This window comes from Endozoicomonas gorgoniicola (assembly GCF_025562715.2).
Lineage (GTDB): Bacteria > Pseudomonadota > Gammaproteobacteria > Pseudomonadales > Endozoicomonadaceae > Endozoicomonas_A > Endozoicomonas_A gorgoniicola.
In genome coordinates this window covers 5,323,236-5,335,461 of the sequence record NZ_JAPFCC010000001.1, presented here as the reverse complement: position 1 = coordinate 5,335,461, position 12,226 = coordinate 5,323,236, and the positions used below count along the sequence as shown (strand labels likewise).

The window sequence follows — 12,226 nt, the reverse complement described above, 5'->3', positions numbered from 1 at the left end:
AAGGTGAGGCTTATTCCGAGTCAGTATTATGTTGACGGTTCAGGTAAGAAGACAGGGCTTTCTGACGTTTTTGACTGGCTAAAACCTGCTTTTTAACCTTGCTCATCTCCTGCTCACAAGTATCAATCATTTGCTGATACAGCCACTCAAGATCACCTAATAACTGCTGTACGTTTTCAGTCAGGACAGCCTTGTCTTTTGTCGTATTCTGAATGATATTTCTGACCTCCGGTTCCAGATCAGCCAGCCATTCCCAGTCCCTGTTCCGGTGCGCCTCAGACAGATCCAGATAGCTCTGTTTCAGCTTTTGCTCGATATTCAGTGACAGCGATTGACTCATTTTTTAACCCTTCTGAAGCAAGCCGCTTATTCACTGTTATCGTTTGGCTGTTGATATTGTTTAAGCAGCTGGTCAGCCACAGGCAGATAAAGTGGGGTTGCTTGTTATTACCGGATGGTCGTTTTATAGTCGAAGAACAGCCACGACCGACGAGCGCCACTCACTACAGAGCAATCTATCTACGGAACTATCTACAGAACAATCTACGGAACTATCTACCTACGGAACTATCTACGGAACAATCTACGGAACAATAAAATGGCTATCCGGTATTACAGTTTACTGACCTATCTGTTTGCAGCTCGTGTGTTTGCAGAAGAAGAAAAGCCCGGGATTGAAGACCTTAGCCTGATGCAGGTGGTCATGCCCCTGATTCTGGTGATCATACTGATTTTTGTTCTGGCCTGGCTGGTTAAGAAAATAAACCCCGACTCACCAACCCTTGGACAGGGCATTACCGTTATAGCCAGCGCACCACTCTCAAGTCATGCCAGAGTCTGCCTGATCCGTGTCGGCGACAAGGATATTCTTGTCGGAGTCACCAGCCATCAGGTCACACCTGTGTATACTTTTGAAAAATCGCCTGTCCCACCAGCACCCACTGAAAACCCGAAGGATTTTGCCCATCACTTTAAACGCTTGCTGCAGGGTAACCACAAAGAAGAAAAAGGTGAGTCTTAAAAGGCGACAAAACTGTGGAAAAAAAGTGAGTCTGGAGTCAGAACACTTCGGTGGATAACCGTGTGATAAGTACAAACAGCGTAACAACAGCTTTTCAACCACTCTTCATCAGGTTATCCAACGAGTTATCCACAGCGTTACTCCGGATACCTCCCCGAATTATTGCTCCATCATTTTGCCAACCAGCGCGATCATCGTCATCTCGGTCATGCAGATTTTCTGCAACTCCTGCTGGGTCTCATCTGTCATCTCAGACAACTTCCTGTTCTGTTCTCCCTGGTCATGCCATTTACCCTGCTCCATATCATCAGGGTAACTGTCCAGCAGCCTCTGGTGCAGACCATCCTGTTTGTCACACAGAACACTCAGCATCACAACCAGAATCGGAGGCACCTCGCCAGACAGGGTTCTGAGGTTTATATAGGTCCAGTACAGCCGGGCAATTCTTCGGGTGCTGTCACGCAGGCAGAGTAAACACAGATAGGCTTCTTCGTGGTGGCTCATGCGGTTGTCCTTTTGTTTGGCAAACAACTATTTGGCAAAGAACCCGAAGCATTGACATCATCAACACCCGGGCAGCTTTTTTTGTCCATGACCCAGAGAATGACCTGACCAGAAATATCAGCCAGATCATTCCACTCTAACACGACATTTCAAAACATTAACAACACTGCTCAGAAAAACTTATCCACTTATTCACAATTTAACTGATCAAGCCTCTGAATGACCTGTGGATAACGTTCAGAACAGCGCGTTCCAGAGCCTTTGCCTTACAATTGATTAAAATTCAAACAGTTTTCAACACCCTCATTGGAGACTGTCGGACAACCCGCCGAACCCCCAGCCAGCCCGACAACCCAATCAGGCATCCCCCAGCCAAAGGCAATGCCATCCACAGCCACACGGCTGGCTGCCACCTCATCCAGAACACATAATTATGAAGCCACCAGTTACAAAGCTCAGTCCCAACAGCCGCAATAAAGCCTGACAAAATGCCCAGCACCACAAACTCACCCACCTGTAACCGCAACAGCTGTTGCCGGGTACCTCCAAGAGAACGAATCAGGGCGCCTTCATGCAGCCGTGCGTCAAGACTGGACTCAATAGCCGACGCCATCATCAGCAATCCGGCAAGAAACAGCGCGACCAGCATGCCTTCAACAGCCAGAATGGACCGCTGTACCATACTCTGAACCTGACTGATAATGGCATCCAGGTCGATCAATGTAACCGTTGGAAAAGTCTGTACAAATTCATTCAGCAGCAGTCGTCTGTCCGGCGGCAGGTAAAAACTGCTCAGCCAGCTGGCTGGCATATCCCCCAGCGTCCGTTCCGGAAACATCATATAAAAGTTGGGGCGGAAGGATTCCCAGTCAGCCCTGCGCAGGCTGGTTATCGTTGCCGTCACCTCACGACCGGAAATGGAAAACGTCAGCCGATCCCCCAGCGCAACACCAAGGTGTTCAACAATGCTCATTTCCACCGACAGCTCCGAGCCTTTGCCTTTCTGCCACCACTGACCTTCTACCAGGCGGTTGCCTTCCGGAAATTCATTTAACCAGGTCAGGCTTAATTCACGGTTTAACGAGTTATGGTTTCGCTGATCTTCAGACACAGCCTCTTTTGCAGGAACTCCGTTAATGTGTGTCAGTCGCCCCCGGACAATCGGATATATTGTGCTGCGACCAATCCGTCGTTCTTCAAGAAAACGACGAAAGCTGTCTATTTCAGAAGGCTGCACATTCAGGGCAAAATAATTAGGCGTTCCCTCAGGCAACTGCTGCTGCCAGCGTTCCAGCAAAACAGTACGCAGCAGAAGTACAATGGCCATCGACATAAAGATCAGGGAAAATGCCAGCATCTGCGCCGTAGTCTGCCCACGTTCCTGAGATAAACGCTTCAGACCCAGTCGCCACTGTAGCGGCAGGGAGTGACGGAGCAACCGTTTGTGCATTAAACCCAGCGCCACCTTTATACAGAGGGAAATCAGCGCCAGTATCAAAGCGCCAGCCAGTGTTATGCCTACCGTCATCATTAATTGACCGGTGTGATACCACAGCAGCGTGATCATTGCACCAAGAGACAAGCCATAAACCAGCCAGGCGCCGGGCGGTTCTGGCGTCAGGTCACGACGCAGTACACGTAACGGAGTGACCTCCTGTAACCGAAGCAAGGGAGCAAACCCGAAACCAATCAACGTAATCACGCCTGTAGCGCCGCCCACCAGCATCGGCATAAAGCCAGCCTCAGGCAGCCAGCCAGGCAGAACACCTTTAAGCAGCTGCAGTACGCCAGCCTGCATGAGCCAGCCCAGTAAAACCCCGGGAACGGCCACCAGCACTGCGACCAGCAGCAGCTCTCCAACCAGTATTTTCATCACAAGCTGCTGTGTCGCACCAACACAGCGCATCACTGCAATAGCATCAAAGCGTCGTTCAGCAAAACGACGGCTGGACATGGCGACGGCAACACCTGCCAGCAAAATAGCGGCAAGGCTGCCCAGCCCTAAAAACTGTCTTAGTCGTACAACTGAGTTTCTTAAATCCTGTCGATTGTCTTCAGCCATAGACAAACGTTCACTGTTGTTGAGCAGGGGCTTCACCTGGCTCTGGAAAGCTTTTAAATCCCGGCTTTCACCCGCAATCAGGGTTTTCCAGCTGACACGGCTACCGGGTTGAATCACATTGGTCGCAGGAACGTCTGCAAGGTTGAACATCAGCCGGGGGGCAAGGCTGTAAAAATTGCCTCCCCGATCCGTTTCCAAAGTAATCGCCCGGGTGATGACCAGGCTGGTTTCCCCCACTTCCAGCGAATCCCCAATCTTAACGCCCAGCAGAGAGAACAACCTTGGCTCCAGCCACGCCTCTCCGGGCGCAGGAACCTCTGCTGCAATCCGGTCTTCCGCAAAAGGCTGGCTGGCAATACGAACATGTCCACGCAGTGGATAATTGTCCGGGACAGCCTTGGCAGCCACCATCTGCATTTCATCACCTGCCAGAACAACCGTAGGGAACTCTAACAGCTGAGCCTGCTCCAGAGGGTGGGCATCTAATACGGCCTGCACTTTAGAAGACAAAGGGCTGGAGCTGCGGATCATCATGTCAGCTCCCATAACTTCAGCCACCTGTCGCCCAAGAGCCAGTTGCAGCCGTTCACTGAAAATAGCAATGGCGGTACTGACGCTGACGGCCATCAGCAGTGATAAAACCAGTAACCAGAGTTCACCAGAACGCCAGTCACGCAGTAAGAACCGAAAAGACAACCGGGTAGCGTTCATACCACCACCTCAACCTTGCTCTGCTCTTCAACAATCGCCCCCCCGGTTAACCGGAGTACCCGGTCACAACGGGAAGCCAGCCCCATATCATGAGTGACCAGCACCAGGGTAGCGCCTCGCTCACGATTCACTTCAAACAATAACTGGATAATACTCTCACCGGTTTTTTCGTCCAGATTGCCCGTGGGTTCATCGGCAAACAGAATAGCCGGACTGCCAGCGAACGCCCTGGCAATCGCCACCCGCTGCTGTTCACCGCCCGACAACTGTCTTGGGTAATGATCCAGCCGTCCCTCAAGACCAACCCGCTGCAGGATTGCACGACTGTTTTCTGCCACCTGTTCAGCACCCGACAATTCAAGGGGCAGCATGACATTTTCCAGTGCCGTGAGGTTTGGCAGTAACTGAAAGGATTGAAAAACAAAGCCGGTATGCTCACCACGAACCCTTGCCCGCTCATCTTCGTCCAGAGTGTCGATACGATGGCCTGCCAGGTGAACTTCTCCGCCCGTTGGCAGATCCAGACCGGCAAGAATCCCCAGCAGTGTCGACTTCCCCGAACCGGAAGCGCCAACAATCGCAACGGATTCGCCAGACTTGATCATAAGCTCAAGTCCGGACAGTATGGTGAGAGTGCCACTCTGTGCAACGACCTGTTTCTCCAGAGTCTTTGCCATTACGGCTATCATGTGAGCAGCTGCGTGAGGGGATGCATTCTTGATTGTAGTCATTCGTCGTTTAGCAACCAGTTTAATTTTTTTGTCAGTACTTGTCGCACAGGCTGCTTCTGCCACACCAGTCAGTCAGAAAACCCTGCTGGTGTATGGAGACAGCCTCAGTGCCGCTTATGGTCTTGAAATACAACAGGGCTGGGTATCTTTATTACAGGAAAAGCTCCATCAAACCAAGTCTGGCTGGAAGGTAGTCAACCTCAGCATCAGTGGTGAAACCACTGCCGGAGGGCTCAGTCGCTTACCCGCCGCTCTTGAAGAACATCGACCGGAATTGATGTTGCTGGAGCTGGGAGCAAACGACGGTTTACGCGGGACTTCGCTGAAATCCATATCCGGTAATCTGGAACAGATGATTCAGCTCGCACAGAAAAAAAACGTGGAGGTTTTATTGTTTGAAATGATGATCCCTCCTAATTACGGACCTGCCTACACCCGACAATTTACCCGGGTTTTTCATGACCTCGGCGAACAATATACAGTTCAGGTGGTGCCTTTCTTTCTGGATGGCGTAGCAGGCCACCCGGAGCTGAACCAGCCAGACGGCATTCATCCTACCGCCAAGGCCCAGCCAAAGATTTTTGACAATGTCTGGCCGCGTATAAAAGCAGCTCTGGATTAAACGGCGATCATTTTTGCTGACCTGAAAATTCCGTCAGCAAGTGGTTGGTGGCAATATACAGAGGCGGTTGTCAGCAGATTTGATATTTCACTGGAATAAAGGCCCTGTGCTATACCTTAAAAACGCTCTCTGGTTAGAGAAATTATGCACTCATAATTCAAATCCATAATTGTTCGTTATGATATTTTTCAGACCAACGGTGAAAAAAACCATTCTTATGAATGCCCTTAATCTATATAGTTGCAAGGGCTATAGCGGTAACACAGTTCAAAGCCTGATTATTGATTGCCATGGTCTGTTTATACCCCGCAAAGTCGGTGTATTGGACTCAGAAGATTTTTTTACACTACCAGCAGGAATGTCACTTTACTACTATGCACCACACGGGACTGCTCTATTTTCCAGTCTTGTGGGGCTAATGGCAGGGGAGTATGAACCTCTGGAGATATTCACGTCGGGACAACTATGTGCCAACTATGCTTTGCAACCGACCTCAATGAGTCTGGTAAGGGGCAGCCTCACCATTGCAGAGGCTGTCAAAAAAATGATATCCGATGATCGGATCAATACAGGCAAAAAAGCGATAGCCCACCCACTTTGGGAATTCGATATTGTTCAGCCCAGGTTCGAGATGTATCTGAATCGGGTAATTCGTATCCTTCAGCAGACGAATCAGCCATATACACGCATTCATTCTAATTTCTGCCGCGAATCTGTTCATGCCTTAATCAGGCGCAAGTACGATCCGTCTGTTGAGGAGTCGCCCCATACCTACCAGGGCGATCTTGGTAGATGGCATATCCTTTAGTTTTTCCTTACTTGACGGGACTTACGCTTTGAAAAGCAAGTCCCGATGCAATCTGATCGGGACTTACCTGTTTTATATCAACCTGAGACCCGTCTGGGTATCAAACAAATGGCAGGCCTCAACATTCACTTTAAAATCAATCCGTCGTCCAATATCCGCTGTGGTAACAGCCGAACTGGCTGTTCGTGCAATAACTTCATGATCACCCACCTGAAAATATAAATACTTTTCGTTACCCATATTTTCAACAACGGTCAGAAGACCTTCACAGGTGTTTTCAGCACTGTCCTGTTCAGTTGCCAGTTCAATGTGTTCAGGGCGTATACCAAAACAGATGTCTTTTTGTGTGTAGCCACTGATTTTTGCCTGTATGTCCTGCGGCAGTGACAGAGTGACGCCTTCCGCCAGAGTAATACGAGCTTCTTTTTGCTCTCTGTGCAGGGCAACATCCAGAAGATTCATGGCCGGAGAGCCAATAAACCCGGCAACAAACCGGTTAGCAGGATGGTTGTAAAGATTTTCCGGCGTATCAACCTGCATGATATCCCCTTTGTTCAGCACGCAAATACGATCACCAAGGGTTAACGCTTCAGTCTGGTCGTGGGTCACGTAGACCATCGTTGCCGGGTTACCGTCTTCTTTCAGTTTTTTGTGCAGCTGAGCAATTTTCACCCGCATGGATACCCGGAGCTTGGCATCGAGGTTTGATAAAGGCTCATCAAACAGAAAGACATCCGGTTTGCGCACAATAGCCCGACCTACTGCCACCCGTTGCCTTTGACCGCCGGACATCTCCTTTGGCTTGCGATCAAGCAGGTCCGTTATTTCAAGCATCTCCGCCGCTTCTTCAACCCTTTGTTTGATCTCTTCTTTGGGGCGTTTCTGCATTTTCAGGCCAAAGGCCATGTTGTCGAATACGGTTTTATGGGGATAGAGCGCATAGTTTTGAAACACCATGGCAATGCCCCGGTCTTTGGCGGCCACCTCATTGACCACCTTGCCACTGATGCTGATTTCACCAGCGGAAATTTTTTCCAGTCCGGCAATCATACGCAGTGTGGTCGATTTGGCACAACCGGAAGGGCCAACGAACACCATGAATTCGCCATCGTGAATATCAAGGTCGATACCATGTACAGCCTTGAATCCATTGTCGTACTCTTTTTCAACACTTCTAAGGCTTACGTTAGCCATCCGGTTTTCACTCTCTCATGGGGTAGTGACAGAAGTACCGCCACAGTCAATAAACAGCAGCGGTCGTGGGGTTATCAATAATGCGTTATGGCTTACACTGCGAGATCATCGCACGCACTGGCTGACGATTGTCATCGACCTGGAAACTCCAGACATAGCGGCCTTCAGCAGGAATGATCACGCGGGTGTCTTTCATAAAGCCACCTCTGACCAGCTCGGCTTCCTGACCAACCGTCATACTGCCCTCGCCGGCTGTGTACTGGGGTTTCCAACCCATGCTGGCAAACTGGAAGTTGATGGGACCTTCTTCCGTGTCCATAACCACCTGGTAGATTCCTTTGCCCTTATAAGACATACGACGATGCTCGTCATGCATCCAGTTGCTGTCTGAGAAAGTTCCGGTGACGTACATAGGTGGTCGGATCGGTCCGCTTTCATTCAGGGAAGGCAGGCTGCAATCCGCCAGTGGGCCAGAGCCAACCGGATTTATGTTCTGGTCCACAGACGGACCACCGGCGCAACCCACCAGGGCTGAAGATAATAATACAGGTAATATAGCTTTCAGTTTCATGGTCTCTACCTCTCACGCTAACGTTGTTGTGATGTACGGCGAAAATGGTTAAAGGGCGACTGCCCTGAACATCGGTCAGGACGAAAAAATGATATCCAGAACTTTTCGGGTTTTGCTGCGGCTGCGCAGCGGGGCCCGGGTTTCTTTGGCATCGCCTGTTTTGTTTTGGCTGCTGAGGGCATGGAGTGTCGCCAGTGATTTCATATACTCTCTGGAATCTCTGGCTGGGTAGCCAAACAGTTTGCTGTTTGGACCACAGGAGCGACTCACCCCGGACTTGCCTTGTATGACACTGTTGTCACCAATGGAGAGATGCCCGGCAATGGCGACCTGACCATGGACAATAACCCGATTACCAAGACGACTGTGACCGGCTATACCAGACTGGGAAATCATCAGACAGTGTTTTCCTATCTGACAATCGTGTCCAATCTGTACCAGGTTATCGATCTTGGTTCCGTAACCAATAACGGTGTCGCCCAGCGTGCCCCGGTCGATGGTATTGTTGGCACCTATTTCCACATTGTCTTCAATGATGACACCGCCAATACTTTCCAGACGCTCATAAGCCTGATTGGCATCAAGCATGTACTCGAAACTGTAATTGCCGATGGAGTTGTTGGAATCAATGGTGACATTATTGCCAATAACGGTGCCTTCCTTGATAACCGTATTGGCGTGAATGGCGACATTATCGCCGATCTCAACACCATTCATAATTTTTACCCCCGGCATGAAATGACAGCCCTTGCCAATGCGGGTGTGTTTGCCAATATAAACGTCGGGAAACTCCGAAATATTTCCCTGGTCATGCAGCTGGTACTTTTCTACCTTGTAAGCCCGCAGCAACTGATTCACTAATCCAATAGTTAACTGGTCGACAATAACTTTTGAGCGGGCTTTCGAAGAGAGTATGTCTTCCGGACCTATGATGATGTCTGCCTGGCACTCATTAACCTTCTTAAGATCCTGTTTCGACAACACAATGGCAAGGTGTCCGGGAAGGCTGTCCGTAACAGAACGAATGGCGGTAAATCCGGTCCCCTTTTCGCCAACTAACCGACCCTTAAGAAAACTGGCAATTTCACAGGCTTCAAACATACTTCAATCTTCTTTTAGAAACGATACAGGGCGTGGGCGTAAACGGTATGGGCGTCTATTTTTTTCTTTTTACCACTGAATTCCGCTTTGTTGCTGGTTTCCCTGTCGCGAGTGTATTCGTATTCGGCTCGTAGCATCCAGCTCTCCCCGAGGTCTACTTCATAGCCCACCTTGGCTTTTATAACGGTCTTGAAGTAGGTTTCAGCATCTTTCTTTCTGGTTTCGTTCTTGGTGTAACGAAGGTTCAGATAAACGACACCGCCGTTCTTAATGCTATAGCGGACGGTTGGCTCAATGTATTTCTCAACAAAACGATCACTGCTGTAGTGAGCTCCTGTACCGGAAAAGTCTTTATTGTCTTTGTTCTGGTAGAAAAACTCCAGATCAAACCTGTATCGGCCATAGTTGAAGTAAGGCTTGAACAGGAAGCTGTAGCCTCGTTCATCCCGGGAGCCCCAGTCATTATTGTCATAATCAATTCGCAGGTACTCTACATGACTGTAGAAACCGGCGTTGTATTTATTACTCCAGTAAGTCGCATAGGGCTTGAATATTTGCTCAAAGGAGTTGGTGTTCATGTGGTTGACATAAGGAGAAGTGATCTTGTTGGTGATATATTCCCCTTCATAAGCCAGACCCGTTCCCCAGCCGTTTCCTAAATTAAACGGCTTATCCAGCAGTAACAGGTGCTTGTAAGAATCGGCATTTTCGTAATAATCACTGGTGATGCTGTTTCTTTGTTCGCGGTTCATCTGCTTGAGCGAGTACTTCGCTTTCAGGTCCCAGTCGTGTTGGTGCAGAAACAGGCCAACAATCTCATTGGTGATAATTCTTTCTTTCTTTTTGCCGCCGTCCCATTCCCGGGTATCCCGGTGTTCGTATTCTACGGATGTGCCAATATTACCGGACAGGCTCCAGCCAAAGGGTGAATAAGATGTTTCTTCTGCCGAATGTGTGTAGTTAGTCTCGGTGTATTCGTTAAAGGAGCGGTCTCTTTTATAAGCTTCGTAGTTAGCCGCTGAAGAACGCTCCTTATCCTTTTCAATTGAAGTCAGTAACTTCTCGCTGGTCAAATCATCTGTATTTGGCAGGTTTAAATCACTGGCCGCAACAGCGTTGGCTGCCATTACCGTATTAGCTAAAACAACCGATAAAATTTTCTTATCCACACGTTCCCCTTGAGACTCTAGTATTAAGAGCCCTGTACCGTTTTAAATACAATGTGATATGCCAGAACAAGGCATAAGTGTTTCAACACTCTTTTAGGTGTCTGGTATTTTTTAATTGCAAGCTGACTGCTTGATTTTCAGATCACCAATAAATAACGTTCTTCCATTAACATCATGGATGAAGGTTATATAATACTTCTGTCTTAACTATTGATTTATCTGGCTATACAGATAACCCTGCAAAATATAAAAATCAATGAGTCAGTGTTACTCAAGCTGTACTAATGATGGTCAGAATTAAACTGCTCAAAACAATTTTTTTCAACTTAAAAAATTGACCTTGATCAAGAAAAGCAAACAAAGTAACAAGAAAAAAAATTAAACAACACAATCCGTAAAAAAACGTTCAAATTTGATTGACTCACTGATTTAGCTGGTAGATCATGAAGTAGTATTTTACGTACTACTATGTTTTGAGCAGGTTGATACAGGTATGAACTGTTGGTCCAGAAAAATTGCAGCTGCTTTGTCACTGGTGGTAGCCAGTGTTGGTGTCTGTGAAGAGATATTGCCAGAAAAAAATGCTGAACTGTTGATCTGGACTGATACTCCAACGCTGGAGTACATGAAATACGCTGCCGGAAAGTTTAATGAAACCTTCGGTTACAATGTCAGTTTTAATTATCGCGCCCTGGCACCGATGAACATCGCCGGTCGTATGATTCAGGATGGCGGTACTGCAAGAGTTGCCGATGTCGGTGAAATCGAGCATGACATGCTGGGTAAGCTCGTCGTTGGCGGAGCTGTTATGGAAAACCTGGTCAGTGCTGATCGCATTGATAATGATTTTATCGGGGCTGCTGTCACTGCTTCAAAAGCAGAAGGGCTGAGTTACGGTTTTCCGGTAAGCTATGCGACGACCGCCCTGTTTTATAACAAAGATATTTTGACAAAAGCCCCGGAAACCTTTGAAGAACTGATTCAGTTCTCAGGCGGCTTTAATAATCCTCAGGAAAATAAATACACCTTACTCTGGGACGTTCAGAATTATTACGAATCCCGAATGTTTCTTGCACTGCATGGCGGTTATGAATTCGGTAACAAAGGAATGGACGCCAAAGATATTGGCGTTAATTCCCCTGAAGCCGTTAATGGTTTGACTGCCATGAACAAATTAAAAGCGGCGAACAATTCCAACCCGGTGGATATGCGTAATCCCCAGGTTCGTCGTGGACTGTTTAATGAAGGCAAGGTGGCAGCGATTGTTGATGGGCCATGGGCGACAGAAGGCTATTTAAAATCAGGGGTTAATGTCGGCGTTATACCCATGCCGACACTGGAAGGAAAACATCCACGCACCTTCACAACCGTTCGGCTGGCAGTGGTCTCCACTTATTCTGAATACCCAAGGGCGGCGCAATTGTTTGCAGATTTTCTGGCAACAGAAGACATGCTGAAAAAACGTTTTGAAATGACCCGGTTAATTCCACCCATGGAAAACATTATGAGTGAATTGGCTGAAGAGGCCGATGAAGCCAGCCGTGCCTTTATTTCCCAAGGTTACTACGCCGATGCAATGCCGTCGATACCTGAAATGGGCTACGTCTGGTCACCGATGGCTAATGCGATTACTGCCAGCTGGGTAAACGGGCAGGAGCCAAAAAAGGCACTTGATAATGCGTTAAAGGTGATTAAAGAACAGATTTCATTCCAGCAATAAACTGTCAATGTC

Annotated in this window: 12 protein-coding genes; 4 read left to right on the top strand and 8 right to left on the bottom strand. The window is 48.3% G+C overall.

Translation table 11 applies throughout. The annotated features are described in order from the left end of the window. Window positions 1-10 precede the first annotated feature (10 nt). The gene (locus tag NX722_RS23955; protein ID WP_262565372.1) at window positions 11-340 is read right to left on the bottom strand and encodes a hypothetical protein; all 330 of its coding nucleotides are present in this window, start codon (window positions 338-340) and stop codon (window positions 11-13) included. A gap of 258 nt (window positions 341-598) precedes the next feature. Between NX722_RS23955 and fliO the strand changes: the two genes are divergently transcribed. Continuing rightward, on the top strand, window positions 599-1,021 hold the full coding sequence (gene fliO, locus NX722_RS23950) for a flagellar biosynthetic protein FliO (RefSeq protein WP_262565371.1): 423 nt from the start codon (window positions 599-601) through the stop codon (window positions 1,019-1,021). A gap of 159 nt (window positions 1,022-1,180) precedes the next feature. Here the strand turns inward: fliO and NX722_RS23945 are convergent, their stop codons facing one another. The 3 genes from NX722_RS23945 to NX722_RS23935 form a co-directional block, all read right to left on the bottom strand. After that, window positions 1,181-1,525 (bottom strand): hypothetical protein, encoded by a 345-nt coding sequence (locus NX722_RS23945; protein ID WP_262565370.1) that lies wholly within the window; start codon window positions 1,523-1,525, stop codon window positions 1,181-1,183. Between the two features lie 283 nt (window positions 1,526-1,808). Further along, window positions 1,809-4,298: an ABC transporter permease gene (locus tag NX722_RS23940; RefSeq protein ID WP_262565369.1), complete on the bottom strand. Its 2,490-nt coding sequence runs from the start codon at window positions 4,296-4,298 to the stop codon at window positions 1,809-1,811. Further along, the gene (locus NX722_RS23935; protein WP_262565367.1) at window positions 4,295-5,029 is read right to left on the bottom strand and encodes an ABC transporter ATP-binding protein; all 735 of its coding nucleotides are present in this window, start codon (window positions 5,027-5,029) and stop codon (window positions 4,295-4,297) included. The genes NX722_RS23940 and NX722_RS23935 overlap by 4 nt, the downstream gene beginning before the upstream one ends. 28 nt (window positions 5,030-5,057) lie before the next feature. Here NX722_RS23935 and NX722_RS23930 point away from each other — a divergent pair, with 28 nt between their 5' ends. Together NX722_RS23930 and NX722_RS23925 are read left to right on the top strand one after the other, a co-directional pair. Beyond that, window positions 5,058-5,651: an arylesterase gene (locus NX722_RS23930; protein WP_262565366.1), complete on the top strand. Its 594-nt coding sequence runs from the start codon at window positions 5,058-5,060 to the stop codon at window positions 5,649-5,651. A gap of 178 nt (window positions 5,652-5,829) precedes the next feature. Continuing rightward, entirely contained in the window at window positions 5,830-6,459 is a 630-nt protein-coding gene (locus NX722_RS23925) for a putative adhesin (protein WP_262565365.1), read from the top strand. A 72-nt stretch (window positions 6,460-6,531) separates the two neighbouring features. Here NX722_RS23925 and NX722_RS23920 read toward each other — a convergent pair whose 3' ends face one another. The 4 genes from NX722_RS23920 to NX722_RS23905 all read right to left on the bottom strand — a co-directional run bounded on the left by NX722_RS23920 (window position 6,532) and on the right by NX722_RS23905 (window position 10,494). Beyond that, window positions 6,532-7,653 carry an ABC transporter ATP-binding protein gene (locus NX722_RS23920; protein ID WP_262565363.1) on the bottom strand — a complete coding sequence of 374 codons (1,122 nt, stop codon included), beginning with the start codon at window positions 7,651-7,653 and terminating at the stop codon, window positions 6,532-6,534. Window positions 7,654-7,738: 85 nt separating this feature from the next. Further along, on the bottom strand, window positions 7,739-8,224 hold the full coding sequence (locus tag NX722_RS23915; RefSeq protein WP_262565362.1) for a hypothetical protein: 486 nt from the start codon (window positions 8,222-8,224) through the stop codon (window positions 7,739-7,741). 75 nt (window positions 8,225-8,299) lie between these two features. Continuing rightward, on the bottom strand, window positions 8,300-9,325 hold the full coding sequence (lpxD, locus tag NX722_RS23910; protein ID WP_262565361.1) for a UDP-3-O-(3-hydroxymyristoyl)glucosamine N-acyltransferase: 1,026 nt from the start codon (window positions 9,323-9,325) through the stop codon (window positions 8,300-8,302). 14 nt (window positions 9,326-9,339) lie between these two features. Next, window positions 9,340-10,494, bottom strand: coding sequence for a hypothetical protein (locus NX722_RS23905; RefSeq protein WP_262565360.1), 1,155 nt, complete (start codon window positions 10,492-10,494; stop codon window positions 9,340-9,342). A 493-nt stretch (window positions 10,495-10,987) separates the two neighbouring features. On the opposite strand from NX722_RS23905, the gene NX722_RS23900 reads away from it, so the two are divergent. Next, entirely contained in the window at window positions 10,988-12,214 is a 1,227-nt protein-coding gene (locus NX722_RS23900) for a sugar ABC transporter substrate-binding protein (protein ID WP_262565359.1), read from the top strand. The last annotated feature ends 12 nt before the right edge of the window (window positions 12,215-12,226 follow it).

Bases quoted from the DNA above. Each gene is read 5' to 3' on its own strand.
- NX722_RS23955 (WP_262565372.1), bottom strand. From the start codon at position 340: ATGAGTCAATCGCTGTCACTGAATATCGAGCAAAAGCTGAAACAGAGC.
- fliO (WP_262565371.1), top strand. From the start codon at position 599: ATGGCTATCCGGTATTACAGTTTACTGACCTATCTGTTTGCAGCTCGT.
- NX722_RS23945 (WP_262565370.1), bottom strand. From the start codon at position 1,525: ATGAGCCACCACGAAGAAGCCTATCTGTGTTTACTCTGCCTGCGTGAC.
- NX722_RS23940 (WP_262565369.1), bottom strand. From the start codon at position 4,298: ATGAACGCTACCCGGTTGTCTTTTCGGTTCTTACTGCGTGACTGGCGT.
- NX722_RS23935 (WP_262565367.1), bottom strand. From the start codon at position 5,029: ATGACTACAATCAAGAATGCATCCCCTCACGCAGCTGCTCACATGATA.
- NX722_RS23925 (WP_262565365.1), top strand. From the start codon at position 5,830: ATGATATTTTTCAGACCAACGGTGAAAAAAACCATTCTTATGAATGCC.
- NX722_RS23920 (WP_262565363.1), bottom strand. From the start codon at position 7,653: ATGGCTAACGTAAGCCTTAGAAGTGTTGAAAAAGAGTACGACAATGGA.
- NX722_RS23915 (WP_262565362.1), bottom strand. From the start codon at position 8,224: ATGAAACTGAAAGCTATATTACCTGTATTATTATCTTCAGCCCTGGTG.
- lpxD (WP_262565361.1), bottom strand. From the start codon at position 9,325: ATGTTTGAAGCCTGTGAAATTGCCAGTTTTCTTAAGGGTCGGTTAGTT.
- NX722_RS23900 (WP_262565359.1), top strand. From the start codon at position 10,988: ATGAACTGTTGGTCCAGAAAAATTGCAGCTGCTTTGTCACTGGTGGTA.